The following is a 20,894-nucleotide window of genomic DNA, read 5'->3' on the forward strand; positions in this document are numbered from 1 at the left end:
TTATATAGTTTAGCTGAGAGAGATTTGAATGAAGTTAAAAAGAATTGCACTAGTTGTGACCGTATTATCTGCTAGTATAGGGATAGCAAATGCCGAGCAGATATCTAACCCACCTGTATCAATACCATTGAGTACAAAGACTACTCAACTTGATAGAACACAACCTTTAGAGGTTATGCCCTATATGGAAAGTAAAGTTACAGGTGAAACAGAACTATCTTATGCTGTTATGTCCGTTGCTAAAAAAACATATAATGAACAAATGTTGCAACATCGAGATGCAGAATTACGTATGCATGCTCATATTGAGGAACATAATAGAAAAATAAGAGGTGTGCCGCAACGAGACCTTATTAAAAATCCTTATACACAAGAGGAAATTGAAAAACAAATTGTGGATGCTATTAATTTTAGAGAAAGTATTAAGTATCCTATTAATGACAAGGAATATTACAATCATATAGATGTAGATAAAGTGAATGATTTGTCAGGTTTTCCAAAGAAAATACCATCATTTGCTAAGCAGGTTGATATTCATTTAAAACCTCCTAAGGCAATTGAAGATGGTCGTTACATTCAAGTTTCTTTCACAGGCAAACCATCAGAACTAAAGCCTTATATTCAAGATGCAGAAAATCATGCTAAGTTTATTATTACTAAGGGGCAGGCTGAACGTGTTTCTATTAAACCTTACGAAGATGTTAAGACGAATTGTAGAAAATACGTATCTACTATATTGCCAGAAGAATGGATTGAAGTAACCAATACATTCAATAATATGTATCAATATAAGCTGGCGCTAAGTAATGAAAATATTAAGCGACAAGTTAATCGTGAACTCTCTAACCAAAAGAACAATCAAATGGGTTTTGACTTAGAGCAAGATGCTAGCCAATTAAGTTCTGATAAAGTGTTGTCTAATGATGAAAATAAGGCTTTACAGAAAAAATATTTGGGTTACTATTCGTATAAAGAGGTAAAGAGACCATTTAACGCAGAGTACACATTCTACATCTTTAAATTTGATTATTTATATAATATGTTTACCGTTGCCGGTATGGCCGTTAATCCGGAACAAACTAGAGTAATTTATTTCCTCCATACAGTACAATAAAACAAAACAAAACTAAAGGCACATCGTTAAATGAATGCTTTTCCTAATATAAGGAGAAATTCAATAACAATGTGCCTTTATGTTATAGGTTGTAGAGTTCTGGTTTACGATCTCTAAAAATATTAATCTTATTACGAATATCTTCAACTACAGCGTGATCTATATCTACAGATGCAATGCCTTCCTTAGTATCCATCTCGAGTAGATTTATACCCCATGGATCATATACGGCGGAGTGACCTGTACTTTGAACTCGACCGACCGTGCCGCACCCATTTACAGCACAAAGGAATAACTGATTCTCGATAGCGCGTACTTCGTTTAATACTTGCCAATGGCGTAGACGCATAGTCGGCCATTGGGCAGGTACGAATAGAAGCTCGGTGCCAGGTAATGCAGCCATTCTCACGAGTTCTGGGAATCGGATGTCGTAGCAGATGACGGTGCTGCATGGAATGCAATCTAACTCAAAATGCGTAGTATGTGTGCCGCCTGCGAAGTATTGGTCTTCTTTAGCTGGACTAAAACCATGCATCTTGGAGTATTCGCCAACTAGTTCGCCGTTGCGATTATATGTATAGGATGTATTGAACACAACATCATTTTTAGCAACTGCTACGGAACCGCCTACAATATTTACATTATGCTCTTTTGCAAATGTACTTAATAACGATTTAGTTCGTTCTCCGTTCTTATCGGAAATATTGATTAACTCTCTTGAAGGATAAAACCCTGTATTCCATGTCTCTGGCAAAATGATAATATCTGGATTTTCAGAAAGAGAGTGGGAGAGTAATTCTTGAACACGATTGTAATTATATTCAACGTCATTAATATGGACGTCCATTTGAATAAGAGTAAGGCGTTTTTTCATAGTAAATCCTTTGTCTATATGTATAGTACTGTTAAAAATATATTTTACAATTAGAATATTAAATCATTCTGGCATGGATTACAATAAGGCGTAAATAATTTACTGGTTTTTACTATTTTTCATAGAAATGATATAATATATCGTATAAAATTGTGTCTATATAAAGGGGGACCTATGAAACGCTTTTCATTGGCAATGCTTTTCACAATTGTAATTGCTACAATGCTAGCAGGATGTGGATTGCTTTCACAGCAAACAACCGAAACTAAACCTAAAACGCCGCCTGTGAAAGAGGTAACAATGGTACAACCGTCTGGGATTCCAGTACTCATGTATCATAAAATTGGTGATGACAAAGATAATGATGCAGTTATTCGTGAAGATTTGTTTAGAGAGCAAATGAAATTCCTCAAGGATAACGGGTATAACCCATTGACGATGGATCAATTATACGATTATGTAGTTAATGGCGCTGCGGCACCTGAAAAGCCTGTAGTGTTAACCTTTGATGATGGGTATGCAGATACCTATTCTATCGTATATCCTTTGATGAAAGAGTATGGTTTTGCTGCTACTGTATTTGTTAATCCCGGCGATGTAGGAACGCGACTTACATGGGAGCAATTGAAAGAGATGAAAGAAAATGGTATGACCATTTCTAATCATGGGTTCCAGCATATCGAAATGGGACAGCTTTCAAAAGCGGAGCAAATGGAAAATATTAAAAGGGCTCAACAAGCTCTAGCTGATAAGCTTGGTATTACAGATAATCCTTGGTTCTGCTATCCTTATGGCGACAAAAACAAGGATACCGATGCGGCAACAAAAGAGAGCGGCATAAAAATGGCAATGGCTATGAAATCTGGTTGGGCGCATAAAGGCGATAATCCGTATAATATTTTGCGCGTCTGGATTGGCAATGCTGTAGATATTAAGCATTTTGAAGAGCGAATTAGCACTGAACATTTCAGTGATTTATAAGGAGATAGACATTGTTTAAAAAGAATTGGGTAAAGTTCATCCTCATGGTGTTCTTGTTTACCGCAGTCACATCACCAGTAGTGGTATTGTTTGGTCCATTTAATAATGTAAAACGTGCCGTTATTGGTGCTATATTGCAATCTCGTCACCCTCACTACATAACTTGGTTATTTAGTACTGATGAATTGCAAGCAATCCTTGGTTCCGTGGGCGTTGTAAAAAGCCAAGACTTATTCAAATTTAATGCTCGTGAAGACAAGGACTTAAAATTAGAAAAAATTGAGTCATCTCGTTATGTCGGCTATGTGCTTGAAATTCCTGATCCACGTCGCATTCAAGTAGCAACGGCAGCCAATATTCAAGAAAAAGGTGATACTACAAGTAATATCGCTAAAATGAATGGTGCTGTAGCGGCTATTAATGGCGGTGGGTTCCACGATCCAAATGGTACGGGTACAGGTCGTTTACCATATGGCTTTATTCTTCATGATGGAGAATATATCATCGGTAAAGATGTAGGCCCATCTGAGGCTGTTGACTTTATTGGGTTCTCAAAATCTGGCAACCTAATTGCTGGCAATTATGACAAAGCAGAACTAGCTGATATGAAAGCTATGGAAGGTATTACCTTTGGTCCTCCGCTTATCGTAGATGGTAAGAAAATGATTACTGATGGCGATGGCGGTTGGGGCGTAGGCCCTCGTACGGCTATTGGTCAACGCAAGGATGGTACTGTGTTATTTGTAGTTATCGATGGTCGTCAACCGGGCTATTCTATCGGTGCTACATTGCGTGATGTACAAGATGTATTATATGAAAAGGGCGCATACATTGCCGCTAACCTCGATGGTGGCTCTAGCTCTACCTTGTATTTAAATGGCAAAGTTGTTAATAAACCAGCCGATTTGTTAGGGGAACGGATGATTCCTACGGCGTTTATCGTGAAATAGGAGGGACAATGAAACCTTTTACGCGTGTACTGAGCGCCTTTGCAGTAGGTATTTTGCTGCAAGGAGGGGTGTATCTGTACCTTGATCAATATATGTTTGCACCCACTACTGAATTTAATGTGTCTGGTGCATCTAAGGATGACACAAAAAACTTCCCTAATGTAAAAGAGGGCCGTAAATACGTGTCCTATGATCATCAATTTATGGCTGTTGTAACTGATGACAGTCTACGGATTTATAAGGCTGGTGAAAGTAAACCTACAACGGTTAACTTAAAAGGCCGCTCCATTAGTTACTTTGACTGGATGCCAGACCGTAACTATGCAATTATGGGGCTTTATACGGATAATAAAGTCGTTATGGCTCGACTCAATGCAGATGATCCTGAACATGAAGTCGATACAGAACTAGAAGATGTGCCAAAAGGCAGTCGTATTGTTGATGCGGCATATTCCGAAGCAACTAATGTGGTATACATGAAGGTAAAGGTTCGTGAAGGTGCATACCGCATTTATCGAACTGATGCAAACTACGATACTCGTCGCGTTTACATGCAAGCTACAGATATTGGCCGCATAGCCGTATTCTACGATGAAGATAATTTCTTCTATGACAATGCTAAAACAGGTGATATATTCATGTTTAACGGCATTGAAGGTGGCTGGCGTGTAATCAATCCACCAGGACGCTATAGATTGATTGGTGTAGATACTAGTAAAACAATCTATATTGGTCGTGTTGATGAAGATAACAATGTAATCACTGTGTATACTGGTAAATTAGGTGTAGGTTTCAAACCAGTTTATAAGTATAACAATCCAACTACATTGTCTGAGGTGACAATGAGTACTGTGAAAGAAATTATTGCTAATGGTAGTGATGATACGACAAAGGTAACAGAAGATAATGAAAAATCTTCATCCTCTGATTCATCAACTAACTCAAAAAAGAAAAAGAATTAACATAAAGCCTTTATAATCTTAGGTTATAAAGGCTTTATTTATAAAATATTTTTGGTTTTATGCGATATAATTAAACTTAAATTCATATCTGTTTTGTTAGATAGAAGTAAATAATAACAGAAATGTATTGATGCTGAATAGTTAGTAGAATATAAACGCTATGTGAGAAAGGCGGTTGTTTGTGAATATACTATTTGTACGGCTTAGTTATATAGGTGATATACTACATGCCACAGCCGCTGCGCGGTGGATAAAGCAACGGTATCCTAATGCAATATTACATTGGATTGTTACACCGAGTATGGCTGAGTTATTAGAACATAATCCATATGTAGACCATATTATCCCCTGGGAACGGGATGTGTATGAGGCTCATTCCAAAAAATTGCACCTACGTACCATGTGGAATATGTGGTGGGATTTAAGAAAACAGCTACAACCATATCAGTTCGATATTGCTGTTGATATACAAGGTCGCCTTATTACAGGCCTTGTATTACTAGCAACAGGTGCTCCTATACGCTTAGGTTTGGGTGGAACGAAAGAGTTGAACTGGCTGTTTACAAACTATAAATCAAAAGATAGATCCAAGCATGTTATTGAGCAATATCTTGAAGTGGCCCAGCTATTACCGATGGCAATACAGCAATCTAGTCTTAAAGATAGAGGTACAGTTGAAACCTCTAATCAGGATCTTTTGGCTAATGATGCGTCTGAGACGACTAGATCTGATGAAAGTTTTGATGATATAAATCAAATGGATCTCTTTGTGACGGATGAGGAACAGCAACAGGCGCAATCTGAAATCGCACATGCTTTCACAGATAAAGAGAGACCGACTATAGGGATTGTTCTTGGTTCGTCTTGGCAAACTAAATCTTGGCCTAGTGAAAAGTGGCAGCAATTAATTGAATCCATGTCATATAGGAGTAATTTTATTTGCTTTGGTGGACCAAAGGAAGAAAAGGATTTTACTAGTCTCATGCAGTATGTAGAAAAAGAGGAATTACCTGTTTATAATAAATTAGGTAAAACAACACTTCGTGAAATGGCCGCCCTTTTGCAGGCCTGTGATGTGGTTGTTTCTTGCGATACTGGTGCGTTACATATGGCGATTGCTTTAAATCGACCTGTTGTGGCTCTATTTGGCCCTACAAATCCCGCTGAATGGGGACCCTTAACTGGACTTTATAGAGTGATACAAAATCATGATATGGATTGCTTAGGATGTCGTAAGAGAAAATGTCCTAAGGGCAAAGCCTATTGTATGTCAGGCATTGATCCAATATGGGTGAAAGAAAATATTATTGAACTATTAGATGTAGTATCTAGTGAGGTTCGGTAATAATAATTATAGCTTTTTAGTAAGAGAAATAGGTGATTATAATGGCAAAATTTAAGATTCAAAAAGGTTTGTCTGATGCGGAAATGATGAAGCAATGGGGGGGAGAGGATAATTTTGAAGAAACGATGATGGAGGCCGAACGTAATGCAGCTAAGCCTGTAATTCATCAAAGTCCTCAACAAAGTCAAGATGCTTTCTACCGTGAGTTCTTAACAGAAAAGGTAGAAACTTTAATTGGGAAAATGCTATTAGACATCAAGATGGAGTACTTTAAAGAAGGGGAAGGCGCTTTTTCTATTCAAGTAAAACGAAATGGCAAAAATATAGTTCTTGAAACAGCTCCGAAAAAAGTGAAATAAAACGCTTATACAAAGAATGTAAAATGTATAATTATGAAGTTTATAACCTACTGAACTCTTATCATAAAAATTGATAACTGCATTTACTAATCAAGATAATTCGTTATACTACATCAAGAAATACTGATATAGTCTAGACCATAAACAAAAATTATATCAAAATTTTGTTTAGTTAGTTTATACATTCTCATTAACATACTATTTTGGTAATGATTGAAAATACAAGATAAAATCTAGTGTATCCGGCGTTTATTGTGATTTTTCATACACTTTTATACCGAAAATGATCGCTTTTTAATGACAAATAAGCATAATATACTTGTTGACAAAGAATTTTAGAAGTAGTCTAATATAAGTATGTTCCAATAATTCATAGTGTATTTTACTTATATGGGTAGGCACTATAGAAATTGTTGATAAATAGGTATGAGATAGTAAGTGAAAAGATGCATAAAGTTGCATCGGGTAACTATTTCGAATTGGAGGATTAACATGGCAAACAAACTAAGAATCTGTGAAACCGTTCTTCGTGACGGTCATCAATCTATTTTGGCAACACGCATGCGTTATGAGCAAATGGAACCAGTACTTGGTCTTTTAGACGAAATTGGTTATGAAGCTCTTGAGTGTTGGGGCGGTGCTACTTATGATAGCTGCCTTCGTTTCTTGAATGAAGATCCATGGGAACGCCTTCGCAAATTGAAATCCAATTTGAAAAACACTCCATTGCAAATGTTGCTTCGTGGTCAAAACTTATTGGGCTACAAACACTACTCTGATGACGTAGTAGAAGCGTTCTGTAATGCAGCTGTTAAAAATGGTATCGACCGTATCCGTATTTTCGACGCATTGAATGACCCACGCAACATGGAAGCTGCTATTAAGTACTCCAAAAAAGCTGGTGCACACGTTCAATCCGCTATGGTATACACTATTTCCCCAGTTCATACAACTGAAAGCTTCTTGAAAGTAGCTGAAACATTGGTAGAAATGGGTACTGATTCCCTTTGTATCAAAGATATGTCCGGTTTGTTAGGACCTGCTGATGCATATGATTTAGTTTCTACTTTCAAAAAACGTTTTGGCGAATTGCCAATCGATTTGCACAGCCATTTCACTTGCGGTCTTGCAAGCACTACATACTGGGAAGCTGCTAAAGCTGGCGTAGATATCATCGATACTGCTATCTCCCCATTTGCTCATGCAACTAGCCAACCAGCTACTGAAACTATGATTGAAATGTTCAAAGGTACTGAATGGGATCTTGGTCTTGATCTTGACAAATTCATTCCATTAGTTGACCATTTCCGTAAAGTAAAACAACAAATCGCTGAAGAATTCAACTTGAAACCAGCTAGCGATGTAATCCCAGCTGTTCGCCGTTACCAAATTCCTGGCGGTATGTTGTCCAATACTCAAAACCAATTGAATGAAATGGGTATGGGAGATCGCTTCTTCGACGTTATGGATGAAATGCCACGCGTTCGTGAAGACTTGGGTTACCCTCCATTGGTAACTCCAACATCCCAAATCGTTGGTACAATGGCTATGATGAACGTTATGATGGGCGACCGTTACAAAATGGTTCCTAACGAAGTTAAAGACCTTGTACGCGGTAAATATGGTGCGTTGCCTGGTAAAATTTCTGACGAAATTCGTCACACTATCATTGGTGATGAAGAACCTATCACTTGCCGTCCAGCAGATCTTATCGAACCTGAATTGGAAGGTTACCGTCAAGATTTAGCTTCCAAAGGCTACAATGGTATCACTGACGAAGACGTATTAACATACGCTATGTTCCCAGAAGTTGCTATTAACTTCTTCGAAGCTAACCGTCGTTAATCTTACATTAACAGCTCTACCTATACAGGTGGAGCTGTTTTTATGTCTATTTATAGAAAATCTACTCTTTATTTATATTTTCTAGATATAGATATGAAAAAAATATAATTAGTAATTATTATTGGTTACAAATATAAACATATGATGAATAAGTTGTGAATTTTATTACATGAAATTTACGTTTTTGCTTGCTAATCATGCGTAAAATAGCGTACACTATAAGGAGTATCTACTAATTATGATATTGAGGTAATCCTGTGAATTTACAAATTAGAATTTGGATATCCAATGTTGTTCTATTTGTAGTTCCTATACTAATAGCAATTATTCTATTTTTGTTATATTTTTCAGGGCTACGCATTTTAGCAAATGCTGGATACTATTTGCGTATCGAGCAAGAACAACAATTTAAAAGTGTCAGTCGTGTGGCTGAGACAATTACTTTTTATGGCTTAGATAATGGTTTAATTGATTCTCTTGTTAAACCTAGCTATAGCTTGTTTGACCCAAATGAAATCTATGTAGAGGTTCTTGACCAAGGTAAACTTTTATATTCTTATGGAACACAACAAATTTACAATGAATCTGCTATTGTAGGGTTGATCGATGTTAACCCAGAATTACAGGGCATTGTGTATCAATCAAATCATACCTTTGTGTATGAAATGCGTAAGAATGAAGGTCGCCATGCTTACTTGTACCATATAGCTATTAAACGCGCTGTTCATGGTAGTGATAGTTTGATGGAATCAGTTTCCTTCTACATTAGTATTGTGGCTTTACTTTTGTTTATTGTTACATTTTTTGCAATTAACCGATTTGTAACTAAGTTTATCATGATTCACGTTCGTAATATGACGGAATCATTGAGAGTCGCTAATTACCAAATCGAGATGGAACAGGAGCAACAAAAGGAATTACTAGCTGGTATTTCCCATGATATCCGAACTCCATTAACTGCTATCAAAGCGTATGCAGAAGGTGTTAGAGATGGTATAGCACCAACTGAAGAGCAACAAAAGCGCTACATGGGTATTATTTTAAAACGCGCTAATGATTTAGATTCTATGTTGGAGGAACTATTCCTTATAACAACGCTAAATTATAAAAAAGAATCTAGACCGTCGGAAGCAATCAATCTAGGTAAATACGTACAGGGCTTTGTTGATGATCATATAGAACATTACAAGTCTAGAGGTCTTGAATTAAGTCAACGTATTACCGTAAAGGATGCAACTATTATGGCAAATCCGCAGTTGCTACAACGGGTTTTGCAAAATATTTTAAATAATAGTGCAAAATATAAGATGGCAGATATAGGACATAGTGTTATTGATGTCACCGAAGATGAAAGTCATGTGTACTGTGTGGTAAGTGATGATGGTCCTGGGGTTCCGCCAGAATCGCTTGACCGACTTATGCGTCCGTTTTATCGAGTTGATTCGTCCCGCACTAATCCACAGGAGGGGAGTGGACTTGGTCTTTCGATTATTAGACGTATTATGGAAATTTTCGAAGGTCGTGTAGTGATAGAAAATATTAGACCACATGGACTTAGGATTATTTTAGAGTTCCCAAAAAAAGGAGAAAATCATGAGTGAACATATTCTAATAATTGAAGACGATATCGATATTGCTAATATTGAACGTGATTATTTGATGGTTGCTGGTTATGATGTAACTGTTATGAACAATGGTACTGATGGTATTGAAGCTGCTTTAAATACACCTGTGGACTTAATTATCTTGGACGTTATGTTGCCGGAAATGGATGGCTTTGAAGTTTGTCGCATTATTCGTGACAAAGTCCGTGTACCTATCGTAATGGTTACTGCACGCCTTGATGATATTGATAAAATCCGTGGCCTTGGTGTAGGTGCCGATGACTATATCGAAAAACCATTCTCTCCATCCGTATTGATTGCTAAAATCAAAGCAATGTTAGCGCAATATAAACGTCTTACAGAAAAAGACGTGGTTGATACGAATGCAATTCAATCTGGTGATATTCGTCTTGATCCAAAAATGATGAAAGTTTGGGTGAACGATAATGAAGTTCATCTTAAAAAGAAAGAGTTCCAACTATTAGAATTCCTTATGCGTAATCGCGATATTGTATTCTCTAAAGAAGAATTATATTCCCGTGTATGGGGCTTGGACTCTTATGGTGATTATGCAACTGTAGCGGTTCATATTAATCGTTTACGTGAAGAAATTGAAGAAAATCCATCTGATAGTAAACACATTATTACTGTTTGGGGTGTAGGTTATAAATTTGTATAAATTAACAGTTTAATTCACTTTGAACTCATGGATTGGTGCGCTGTTGATAAGATATGGGATTAGAGGACTTATATTATAGAGATATAATTGAAGTTTTAAGTATTGTTTATATACTATGGTTTATTTTTTAGACATATCGTGTATACTATAATTGTAAGGATTTTATGAAGATATACGGAAAAGATACACTTAACTTCTCTCTCTTAATAAGTTCTCTCTCAACTTTTCCGTCTTCATAAATAACTCTCTCTCACAGTCCTTACACTCTCAAACTATATGCAAAAGAGGTATTCATTAGTAAATGCTAATGAATACCTCTTTTGTGTTCTCTGCTTTTTACATATATTTTAGGTTTAATAAGAATTGTTATATTGCAAATCTATAATATTAGCAATATAATAAATTAGTATTAATTGTATACAATTGAAAATACAGGAGAAAATATATGAATATAAAAAACTATAAGAAACAAATTATAGCATGTGCTATTGCAGCCTGTGTAGGTATCGGCGGTGGTTATTATTTATTTGGTACTCCAGCAGGCCACCAGCAAACTGTAGTGTCAGAGAATACCAAACAAACTAAGCCACTAACAGAATCTCGAAATACTTATGTTGTACAGGCGGCTAAAAAATCAGGCCCTGCCGTAGTTGGTATTACAACACAGGTATTCCAAAAGGATATCTTTAATCGTACTATTTATGCAGGTGAAGGCGTTGGCTCTGGCGTTTTAATCGATAATGAAGGTCATATTGTTACCAATAACCATGTTGTGGCAGGTGCTAAAAATGGGGAAGTTACAGTTTCCTTGTCTGATGGATCTACTGTAACAGGTACCGTTATAGGCACAGATTCACAAACAGATTTGGCCGTTGTAAAAATTACGGCGCCAAAGAACATTCAACCTATTACTATAGGTGATTCGGATTCCTTACAAGTAGGTGAACCTGCCATTGCTATCGGCAATCCATTAGGTTTAGAGTTTAAAGGTTCTGTAACATCTGGCGTGATCAGTGCCTTGGCACGTACCATTGACGATCAAGGACAACGTTTTCCATTGATTCAAACTGATGCCGCTATTAATCCAGGTAACTCTGGTGGTGCATTACTCAATGCGGATGGCGAGCTCATTGGCATCAATAGCTCTAAAATTTCTAAGGAAGGCGTTGAGGGGATGGGCTTTGCTATTCCTATTAATTCTGCTAAGTCTATTATCGACTCTATCATCAAGAATGGTAAGGTAATCCGTCCATATTTAGGAATATGGGCTGTGGATCGTCAAACAGCAGCTCGCAATAATGTAAGCTATGAAGGAGAAGGCCTTCTTATTGTACAATTGGATCCTACCGGTCCTGTGGCTCGAGCTGGTATTGTAGAAGGTGATACGATTGCTCAAATCGATGGTAAGAATGTAAGTACATTAATCGAATTGAAAGAGCAAATTGATGCCAAGAGCCCTGGTGATACAATTTTAGTATCTTATACTCATAATGGTAAAATGAAGAGCGCTCAGGTAAAATTAGGACAAGCCTCTACAAATTAATTAATAGATGTGTATTTACATTAGAAAATTGAATTTAATCTAACATGTTAAAACCCTTTCAATTCATGAAACACTTTATAATAGGTGTGTTTTTAGAGATATTGAAAGGGTTTTATATTGTATAAAACATTTTTTTACAAGGTACCTTGCAATTCGAGGTACCTTGTGTTATTATGTATTTGTCAGTACATGATAGTGACCGTAAGAGAGCTTTCACATTGGCAGGTAGGCACAGCCTAAAGGGAGGAACTATGCAAGTTCAATTAAAAAAAGGTGTTATGGATATGCTTGTGCTAGCACTATTAACACAAAGTGATCGCTATGGATATGAAATCGTAAGCACTATTTCAGAATACATTGAAATTTCAGAAGGAACTATATATCCATTATTTAATAGATTGAAAAAAGAAAAGTATGTTGAAACGTATTTGAAAGAGTCGTCCACAGGGCCATCTCGAAAATATTATCACATCACGGCAAACGGCCGTGTAGCATACAATCAGATGCGCCAAGAATGGGATGAATTTTCTAGTGTCATCAATATCCTGTTGAAAGGAGTCGACTATAATGGACAAAAATAGCTTTTTAGAGGCATTGCGCAATATTTTTAAAAAGGCGCACGTTGCCGATGTAGAGAGTATTATAGAGGTTTATGAGGAACACTTTGCCGTAGGTTATGAAAAAGGCCTTACAGATAGTGAAATCATTAAATCGTTAGGTACTCCAGAGGAAATTTATGCATCCTATGTAGATGCAGGCATTATTACAGATACATTAGGCCAAGATGGTGGTGACAGTAAATCTGTAAATATGCAAGAAATTTATGCTAGATTTGATGACTACAAAGAGCGTTTATTGCCGCAGTTGCCAGGAATGGCTAAAAAAGCATCTAAAACCTTACTATCCATCGGTAGTGGTTTATCATATATTGTGGGGGTTCTTATATTTATTATTACGCCGGCAATCCTGTATTTATTAGGTAGCTCTTGGCAACCATTCGAGAATGTAACGGCATTTCCTGCATTATCATTGGTAACTTTAGTGGCACTTGGTGGTGTAGGTCTCTTTGGGGGCCTTACATGTATCTTTATTGGTATTGAACTTCGTGGTGTACGCGAACGTTATTTCAGCAATGTAGATTAAGGAGGACCTATGAGACGAATTATAATTGCTGCCATTCTAACTGTAATCAGTGCTGTAGGGGTAGGTACATCCTTTGCTGTAAATGATTTACCAAATTTTGGTGAATGGATGAAAACCAATGAACAACAGTTCAGAAAAACACATAGACATGATGGTCCTAATATGCATATGAATCAACATATGATGGATGGAAATAATAAAATGATGCCTCAAGATGGTATGGGGCCAAATAATGGTCAACATATGTACCAAAATTGTCAAAACCAAATGATGCCTCAAGATGGTATGGGACGAAATAATGGTCAGTATATGCATCAAAATGGTCAAATGCCTCCACAAGGCCAATCTGGTCAAATAGGGCAACAAGGTCAACCTGGTCAAATGCCTCAAGGGGGGGCAACCAAATGGTAATGTGCCTCAACCATCTGTGGAACAAGGTGCATCACAGACTACTCAAAATCAATAGTATTTTATTGATTCTTTTCTCTCACAACACTTTTAGAGCGCGTGGTCATGAAAGTGCATTCATGGCCACCGTAGAGCCATACACTCTACGTGATACATATGTATCAGAATCTCTCTCTTACACACAATAACTACACACAAGCAAAAAGAGCTCCTCAGTGAAGGAGCTCTTTTTGTATCTGTTTATAATTTTATTTAATGTGTTTAGAACCGCGTTCTGTCATAGCTACGCCATCTTTACAAAGAGGGCATTCCTCTGGCTTGTATGTTGGAACTTCAAGGTTGAGTAATGCTTGTACCTTTTCGTTTGGTACGCCAAATTCGGCTTTGCCGCCAGAGCGGTTAACAAGAAGACCTACGCCTACGATTTCACCACCGGATTGGTTCACTACGTTAACAACTTCTTGTACGGAACCACCAGTAGTTACAATGTCCTCAACGATGAGTACGCGTGTACCTGGTTCAATCTTAAAACCGCGACGCAATGTCATAACGCCTTTTTCACGTTCTGTGAAAATAGCGCGAGTACCCAATTCTTTACCAACTTCGTGAGCCAATAAGATACCACCAGTCATAGGTCCAATAACGAGTTCTACATTTTGATCGCGGAAGCGTTCAGCTAACTCTTTACACAATGTTTCAGTGTACTTTGGATGTTGTAATACATTGAATTTTTCAACGTACATTGGGCTATGCAGACCAGAAGTCAATAAGAAATGACCTTCTAAAATTGCTTGGGTATCGATAAGTAATTGTTTTACTTCTTGTTCTGACATCATTTGGATACACTCTCCATTTCTTCAATAATCAAGCGCACAGCTTCTTGTGGGTTATCCGCTTGTGTAATCGGTCGGCCAATAACGAGGCGAGATGCGCCATCTTGTAACGCACTCGATGGTGTAGCGATGCGTTTTTGGTCATTTGTGGCTGCAAAGGATGGGCGAATACCAGGCGTAACGATAAGGAACTCTGATCCGCAGGCATCGCGAATCATCCTAGCCTCTAAAGCGGAACATACAACACCGTCCATACCAGATTCTTTTGCTAGTTTAGCAAGGCGAATTACTTGGTCTGCAATTGGTAATTGACCGCCAATAGATGTCCAAGATTCGTCATCAAAGCTCGTTAAAACGGTAATAGCCAATAGTTTTGGACGTTCGATGCCTAGTTTTTCAGCGCTTTCACGAGCAGCCTCAGCGGCAGCTTTCATCATTATAGGGCCACCTTGACCGTGAATGGTAATTAAATTGGCGCCTAAACGAGTAAGGGAAGATACGCCATGGGCCACCGTATTAGGAATATCATGTAATTTCAAATCGAGAAATACATGCTTGCCGTGCTCTTGCAAATAGCGAACCGTTTGGTCCCCTTCGGCGTAGAATAATTCCATCCCCACCTTGTAGAAACTAACGGAATCCCCTAGTGAGGACACGATAGATTTCATCGCATCCATTGTGGATACGTCGAGGGCGACGATTAATCTGTCATCTGCCATGTTATAACCTCCATAGTACTTATATATCTAAATAATTTTCACATAGAATGGGGCGTCCTGTCAATGAAAATCCAATGTGAAAGTATACATAAGAACGGCTTTTGTACATCGATTTTCTTCACGTTCATGATATAATAAATAAAGAAGTGAAGATGATTCCTAATACGAGTTGATATATGTATATCGGATTTATTTATATAATTTATTGTTAGTAGCTAAGAAAGGATAACCATGTTAGATTTTGTAGCATTGGATTTTGAAACAGCTAATAAATATAAAAATAGTGCCTGTTCCTTAGCGGTTATTACCGTAGAAAATGGACAGATTACAAAAAAAGCATATAGTCTTATTAAACCACCGTTTATGTCCTTTGATCCTGAGTGTATTGAGATTCATGGTATTGAACCTAATGAGGTAATACATGAGAAAACATTTGATCAATTATGGCCTACTATTTACGAGAATCATTTGAAGGGGAAAATCATGATTGCTCACAATGCTAAATTCGATATGAATGTATTGCGTGCTACTCTTGATTACTATAAAATTCCTTGGCCAGAACTCGATTATGCATGTACTGTAAAAATCTCTCGTGCCGTATGGCCTGATTTGGTAAATCATAAATTAAATACTATGGCAGCGTACCTAGGTGTAGAATTTAAGCATCATTATGCATTAGATGATGCAGAAACATGTGCTAAGGTCGCTATTGAGGCCGCTCGTTTGAAAGGCGCTAATTCATTGCCAGAGTTGCTTTCAAAAACAGGTGTACCGCTCGAGCCATTTATCGATGAAAAGAATAAGGCAGCACAGGCAGAGCTTCATAAAGCACCAGAACCAGAGCAAATGTCATTTTTCTAAATATGGCTTAGTTCGAAATACAAATTAATGATGAACCGTATAGTGTAATAGATTGTTTTGGGAGGTTATTATGCTAGGTAAAGAATTATTGACATATGTTGATCATACATTGTTAAACCCCATTGCTACATGGGAGGAAATTAAGGTCGTTTGTGAAGATGCACTAGCATATCATACAGCGTCTGTATGTATTCCACCGGACTTTGTAGCATCTGCGCATAATGCATATCCAGATTTAACTGTGTGTACCGTTGTAGGTTTTCCTTTGGGATACCAAACTACAGAAGCCAAGGTGGCAGAAACTAAACAAGCTATTGAAGAAGGTGCTTCGGAAATCGACATGGTAATCAACTTAGGTGATGTTAAACAAGGTGATTACCATGCTATAACCGAGGAGATTAAGGCACTTAAAGCCATATGTGGAGAGAAAATATTGAAGGTCATCATAGAGGCTTGCTCCTTAACAAAGGATGAAAAAGTAGAATTGTGCCACTGTGTGACTGAAGGTGGTGCAGACTTCATTAAGACATCGACTGGATTTGGTAGTGGTGGCGCTACCTTAGAAGATGTGCAATTATTTAAAAAGCATATTGGGCCACATGTACAAATAAAGGCGGCTGGCGGTATTCGTTCCGTTGAGGCTATGAAGGCTTATATCGAGGCTGGATGCACACGTATTGGGGCTAGTGCGGCAGTGGGGCTATTACAAAATCGATTGGATGAACAAGTATAGATTGTTTAGCCATGTACTGTATAGAAAGGGGGCTGTACCGAATTTAAAATAAGCTATTTCGGTACAGCCCTTTATAGGTGAACTATGAGAATGTATGATGTGATACTCAAAAAACGACAAGGTATTGAGTTAACTGACTCTGAATTACAATGGCTTATACATGGTTATGTAGCGGGTGATATTCCAGACTACCAAATGAGTGCCTTTTTGATGGCTGTCATATTTAAGGGCATGACACCAAAGGAGCTAGGGGCTTTCACTATGGCTATGGCATATTCTGGTGATATGGTTGATTTATCGGCTATTAAGGGAATCAAGGTAGACAAGCATAGCACTGGAGGTGTAGGTGATAAAACAACACTTGTCATCGCATCCTTGGTTGCAGCCTGTGGAGGTGTGGTGGCTAAGATGTCTGGTCGTGGCCTTGGTCATACGGGTGGCACCATTGATAAAATGGAGTCTATACCTGGTCTTAGAACAGAGCTTTCAGAGGAGGAATTTAGAAATCAAGTCAACAATATTGGCGTTGCTGTAATTGGTCAATCCAGTAATATTGCACCAGCCGATAAAAAAATTTATGCACTTCGAGATGTAACGGCTACGGTGGATAGTATTCCTCTTATTGCATCTTCGATTATGAGTAAGAAGCTCGCTTCTGGGGCAGATGCTATTTTATTAGATGTTAAGGTCGGTAGTGGTGCATTTATGAAAACTATCGATGATGCTCGCTTACTCGCGCAGGCAATGGTGGATATCGGTAACGCTAATGGTCGTATTGTGAAGGCTGTTATTACAGATATGGATCGACCATTGGGGCAGGCCATCGGAAATGCTTTGGAAATTGCAGAGGTGATTCAAACCTTGAAGGGACGTGGACCTCAAGATTTAACACACGAATGCCTTGTGATGGCGACCCATTTATTAGTGATGAGTGAAAAGGGCGATTATGACAACTGCTATTCTATGGTGCAGACGGCATTGCAAAATGGAGCTGGTTTGGCTAAGTTGCGAGAACTCATCGTGGCACAAGGTGGAAAAGGTCAAGTTGTAGATGATACTTCTCTATTAGGGTCCGCTCGATTTACCTATGATATTAGGGCCTCTAAGGCAGGCTATATCGCTCATATGAATACGGAGGATTGTGGTATTGCATCTGTTATGCTTGGTGCTGGTCGTATTGTGAAAGATGGCCCTATTGATATGACAGCAGGGATTGTGATGCATAAGAAAACTGGTGATGCTGTTGTAGCAGGTGATGTGCTTGCCACCTTGTATGCTAATGATGAAAGTCTGTTTGAGGGAGCCGAAAAGGCCTACGTACAAGCCCTTACAATAGGTACAGAAGCATCTACTATTGGTGAGACTATACTTGGTTTTGTAGAATAGGAGGGCTTATGATAGAACAAGAGTTACAGAAATTAATTCAAGCTGCCATAGAGACGCGTAAACAGTCCTATAGTCCGTATTCTAATTTTGCCGTAGGGGCCGCTGTTTTAAGCAATGATGGATACATCTATGGAGGCTGTAATATTGAAAATGCATCCTATGGGCTCACAAATTGTGCTGAACGAACTGCTATATTTAATGCTGTGTCCGATGGGAAACGAAACATATCTGCCATTGCAGTTGTGGCGGATACGGACAGGCCTTGCTCGCCTTGTGGCGCATGTCGTCAAGTCATTGGAGAGTTCAAGATACCTTGTATTATCATGGCAAATTTAAAAGGAGAGTATAAGACGGTTACTCTAGAAGAATTACTGCCCTTTAGTTTCTCAAACACAGATTTATAAGAATGACTGGAGTTTCTTTTACCTTAGTAGAATGGTATAGAATTAAGTTTTATAAGCAAAAGAAAAAGGCTGGAGCACGTTGTAGTGGCTCCAGCCTTTTGATATGTAATCTTAGAAAGCAGGTAAGATAGCACCTTGGTATTTATCTTGAATGAATTTTTTGATTTCAGGGCTATGAAGAGCAGCCATTAATTTTTGGATGCGAGGGTCATTTTCATTGCCTTTAAGAACAGTTACGATATTTACATAAGGGGAATCGTTAGCTTCGATGAATAATGCATCTTTAGCAGGGTTAAGATTTGCATTCAATGCAAAGTTAGTATTAACAGCTGCTAAAGCAACATCGTCAAGAGAGCGAGGTACTTGTGCTGCTTCCAATTCTACAAATTCGTAACCATTAGGGTTAGTAGCAATATCTTGTACAGTGGATAAGATATTATTGGAGTCTTTCAATGTGATAAGACCAGCTTTTTGCAATAACAACAATGCACGACCGCCATTTGTAGGGTCATTAGGAATAGCGATTTTAGCGCCTTTAGGAAGATCTTTTAAATCTTTGATTTGACGGGAATATAAGCCCATTGGTTCAAGATGAACACCACCCACAGATACTAGAGGAAGGTTATGTGCTTTCGCAAATTCGTCCATGTATGGCACATGTTGGAAGAAGTTAGCGTCGATTTCTTTATCACCCAATGCTAGATTTGGTGTATTGTAATCAGTGAATTCTGTGATTTTTAATTCAACACCTTCTTTTGCTAAGATTGGTTTTACTTGTTCTAAGATTTCCGCATGTGGTACTGCAGTAGCACCAATTTTTAATACTTGTTTGTCACCGCTGCTAGCCGCTTTATTATTATCGCTGCCGCAACCTGCGATTAATAGCGCACCGCCGAGAACGACTGTAGCCGCTAATGCTAAAAATTTGTTCATACAAACACTCTCCTTTTCGAGAAAATTAAATGTAATTTAATAAACTTATAGTACTAAAATATTTCCTATTCTGCAACTATGTATTATTGGCGGTTATCCATAACTAAAAGTTATAGGGCTCATTATAGGTAAAAGTAAAAAATAAGCTGCCCTAAATAACTCCACCGGCTGGGTCTGACTTCGGCCTACGGCCTTCGCAGGGCCAAAGTCGTTATTTAGGGTAGCTTATCTTTTTTTATTATTTACTAATAATGAGCCCTATACTTAATAGTAATTGGTATAACATCGCTGTGGCAGCAGTAGTGCCCATCGCTTTATCTAATTCAAATTCATCGACATACATATAGAATGTTTTTATTGTTTTGAACGCTGGGATAATAGCAATAAGGGCTAAGAGGGCAAGTATTGGTAATGCTTTCAAATAGATCCATGCACCAATCCAGATAAAATTAAAAATATAGGTAATGCTCATGAGGCTGATGGCGCGGTCTCGACCTAGTACGATAGGTAGTGTACGGCGACCGTGGTTTTCATCATTACGAATATCACGGATATTATTGGTAAGCATGATGGAGCCTACCAAAAGGGTGGCTGGGATCGCTGGAATTAAGAGTGACCAGCTAAGTTCACTAGTCCATGCATAGCCCGTGATGAGAACAATGGCAAGCCCCATGGCTATACCAGAGGAGATTTCACCAAATGGTGTGCGAGAAATTGGCTTTGGGCCGCCAGAGTAGAGAAAGCTAATTAAGATGCAAACAAAGCCAGCTGGAATATAGTACCAAGTAATTGTAGATGCTAAATAGAGACCAATGATGATTGGCACGACCATCAATACTTTTATCATGGTAATGATGAGTTCAGGCGTGATAGCACCACGCGTGATAGAGCCCGCATTGCCAACCTTTTGGCCTGCATCGAGACCTGATTTAAAATCCTTATACTCATTCCATAAGTTGGCTACAATTTGAGCGGATACGACGGCTAGAAATATTAGGATGGTGTGAAAGATGGCAAGACCTGTACCATGAACAGCACCAAAGGCATAGTAACAAAATGCAGCACCTAAAATAGTAGGTCCTAGTGCAGCTGCTAATGTGCGCGGTCTAGTAAGAGGAATAATTTCTTGTATCATAATGGTTTGGCGAAATGACAACTCCTTTCTGCAATTAATGAGTTTCTTATCTCTAAGTATTGTATAGTACATTAGGTAAAATG

The 20,894-nt window shown here is 38.1% G+C and carries 21 protein-coding genes and 1 pseudogene; 17 read left to right on the forward strand and 5 right to left on the reverse strand.

Translation table 11 applies throughout. The features are described 5' to 3' along the window. Window positions 1–28 precede the first annotated feature (28 nt). The gene (locus VEI_RS01760) at window positions 29–1,114 is read left to right on the forward strand and encodes a hypothetical protein (protein ID WP_059361577.1); all 1,086 of its coding nucleotides are present in this window, start codon (window positions 29–31) and stop codon (window positions 1,112–1,114) included. Between the two features lie 82 nt (window positions 1,115–1,196). On the opposite strand, the gene VEI_RS01765 is transcribed toward VEI_RS01760, so the two are convergent. Beyond that, the gene (locus VEI_RS01765) at window positions 1,197–1,988 is read right to left on the reverse strand and encodes a carbon-nitrogen family hydrolase (RefSeq protein WP_059361578.1); all 792 of its coding nucleotides are present in this window, start codon (window positions 1,986–1,988) and stop codon (window positions 1,197–1,199) included. A gap of 174 nt (window positions 1,989–2,162) precedes the next feature. Between VEI_RS01765 and VEI_RS01770 the strand changes: the two genes are divergently transcribed. The 12 genes and pseudogenes from VEI_RS01770 to VEI_RS01825 all read left to right on the forward strand — a co-directional run bounded on the left by VEI_RS01770 (window position 2,163) and on the right by VEI_RS01825 (window position 13,865). Further along, the gene (locus tag VEI_RS01770) at window positions 2,163–2,969 is read left to right on the forward strand and encodes a polysaccharide deacetylase family protein (RefSeq protein ID WP_059361579.1); all 807 of its coding nucleotides are present in this window, start codon (window positions 2,163–2,165) and stop codon (window positions 2,967–2,969) included. 11 nt (window positions 2,970–2,980) lie between these two features. Then, on the forward strand, window positions 2,981–3,919 hold the full coding sequence (locus VEI_RS01775) for a phosphodiester glycosidase family protein (protein WP_059361580.1): 939 nt from the start codon (window positions 2,981–2,983) through the stop codon (window positions 3,917–3,919). 8 nt (window positions 3,920–3,927) lie between these two features. Continuing rightward, on the forward strand, window positions 3,928–4,881 hold the full coding sequence (locus VEI_RS01780) for a hypothetical protein (RefSeq protein WP_059361581.1): 954 nt from the start codon (window positions 3,928–3,930) through the stop codon (window positions 4,879–4,881). 181 nt (window positions 4,882–5,062) lie between these two features. Beyond that, on the forward strand, window positions 5,063–6,226 hold the full coding sequence (locus VEI_RS01785) for a glycosyltransferase family 9 protein (protein WP_059361582.1): 1,164 nt from the start codon (window positions 5,063–5,065) through the stop codon (window positions 6,224–6,226). A 41-nt stretch (window positions 6,227–6,267) separates the two neighbouring features. Beyond that, the gene (locus tag VEI_RS01790) at window positions 6,268–6,585 is read left to right on the forward strand and encodes a hypothetical protein (protein ID WP_059361583.1); all 318 of its coding nucleotides are present in this window, start codon (window positions 6,268–6,270) and stop codon (window positions 6,583–6,585) included. 492 nt (window positions 6,586–7,077) lie between these two features. Further along, entirely contained in the window at window positions 7,078–8,430 is a 1,353-nt protein-coding gene (locus tag VEI_RS01795) for a pyruvate carboxylase subunit B (protein ID WP_059361584.1), read from the forward strand. Window positions 8,431–8,687: 257 nt separating this feature from the next. Continuing rightward, window positions 8,688–10,031, forward strand: coding sequence for a sensor histidine kinase (locus VEI_RS01800; RefSeq protein ID WP_059361585.1), 1,344 nt, complete (start codon window positions 8,688–8,690; stop codon window positions 10,029–10,031). After that, window positions 10,024–10,713, forward strand: a complete 690-nt coding sequence (locus VEI_RS01805; RefSeq protein ID WP_059361586.1) for a response regulator transcription factor — start codon at window positions 10,024–10,026, stop codon at window positions 10,711–10,713. Before VEI_RS01800 ends, VEI_RS01805 begins: the two co-directional genes overlap by 8 nt. A 445-nt stretch (window positions 10,714–11,158) precedes the next feature. Then, the gene (locus VEI_RS01810) at window positions 11,159–12,256 is read left to right on the forward strand and encodes a S1C family serine protease (protein ID WP_059361587.1); all 1,098 of its coding nucleotides are present in this window, start codon (window positions 11,159–11,161) and stop codon (window positions 12,254–12,256) included. A gap of 251 nt (window positions 12,257–12,507) precedes the next feature. Then, complete coding sequence (locus VEI_RS01815; protein ID WP_059361588.1) at window positions 12,508–12,837, forward strand: PadR family transcriptional regulator; 330 nt, start codon at window positions 12,508–12,510, stop codon at window positions 12,835–12,837. Beyond that, on the forward strand, window positions 12,824–13,399 hold the full coding sequence (locus tag VEI_RS01820) for a DUF1700 domain-containing protein (RefSeq protein WP_059361589.1): 576 nt from the start codon (window positions 12,824–12,826) through the stop codon (window positions 13,397–13,399). Before VEI_RS01815 ends, VEI_RS01820 begins: the two co-directional genes overlap by 14 nt. A 9-nt stretch (window positions 13,400–13,408) precedes the next feature. Then, window positions 13,409–13,865, forward strand: a pseudogene (locus tag VEI_RS01825) (transcriptional regulator). Window positions 13,866–14,055: 190 nt separating this feature from the next. On the opposite strand, the gene pyrE reads toward VEI_RS01825, so the two are convergent. Beyond that, window positions 14,056–14,643, reverse strand: coding sequence for an orotate phosphoribosyltransferase (gene pyrE / locus VEI_RS01830; RefSeq protein WP_059361590.1), 588 nt, complete (start codon window positions 14,641–14,643; stop codon window positions 14,056–14,058). Next, window positions 14,640–15,359: an orotidine-5'-phosphate decarboxylase gene (pyrF, locus tag VEI_RS01835; protein ID WP_059361591.1), complete on the reverse strand. Its 720-nt coding sequence runs from the start codon at window positions 15,357–15,359 to the stop codon at window positions 14,640–14,642. The genes pyrE and pyrF overlap by 4 nt, the downstream gene beginning before the upstream one ends. 231 nt (window positions 15,360–15,590) lie before the next feature. Between pyrF and VEI_RS01840 the strand changes: the two genes are divergently transcribed. The 4 genes from VEI_RS01840 to VEI_RS01855 all read left to right on the forward strand — a co-directional run bounded on the left by VEI_RS01840 (window position 15,591) and on the right by VEI_RS01855 (window position 18,743). Next, window positions 15,591–16,220 (forward strand): 3'-5' exonuclease, encoded by a 630-nt coding sequence (locus VEI_RS01840; protein ID WP_059361592.1) that lies wholly within the window; start codon window positions 15,591–15,593, stop codon window positions 16,218–16,220. Between the two features lie 70 nt (window positions 16,221–16,290). After that, window positions 16,291–16,953: a deoxyribose-phosphate aldolase gene (gene deoC, locus VEI_RS01845; RefSeq protein ID WP_059361593.1), complete on the forward strand. Its 663-nt coding sequence runs from the start codon at window positions 16,291–16,293 to the stop codon at window positions 16,951–16,953. A 90-nt stretch (window positions 16,954–17,043) separates the two neighbouring features. Next, window positions 17,044–18,339 (forward strand): pyrimidine-nucleoside phosphorylase, encoded by a 1,296-nt coding sequence (locus VEI_RS01850; protein WP_223209311.1) that lies wholly within the window; start codon window positions 17,044–17,046, stop codon window positions 18,337–18,339. Window positions 18,340–18,347: 8 nt separating this feature from the next. Further along, complete coding sequence (locus VEI_RS01855; protein ID WP_059361595.1) at window positions 18,348–18,743, forward strand: cytidine deaminase; 396 nt, start codon at window positions 18,348–18,350, stop codon at window positions 18,741–18,743. Window positions 18,744–18,854: 111 nt separating this feature from the next. On the opposite strand, the gene VEI_RS01860 is transcribed toward VEI_RS01855, so the two are convergent. Together VEI_RS01860 and menA are read right to left on the reverse strand one after the other, a co-directional pair. Next, complete coding sequence (locus tag VEI_RS01860) at window positions 18,855–19,676, reverse strand: MetQ/NlpA family ABC transporter substrate-binding protein (protein WP_059361596.1); 822 nt, start codon at window positions 19,674–19,676, stop codon at window positions 18,855–18,857. Between the two features lie 238 nt (window positions 19,677–19,914). Next, window positions 19,915–20,811, reverse strand: coding sequence for a 1,4-dihydroxy-2-naphthoate octaprenyltransferase (gene menA / locus VEI_RS01865; protein ID WP_059361597.1), 897 nt, complete (start codon window positions 20,809–20,811; stop codon window positions 19,915–19,917). Window positions 20,812–20,894 lie beyond the last annotated feature (83 nt).

This window comes from Veillonella tobetsuensis (assembly GCF_001078375.1).
Taxonomy (GTDB): Bacteria; Bacillota; Negativicutes; order Veillonellales; family Veillonellaceae; genus Veillonella; species Veillonella tobetsuensis.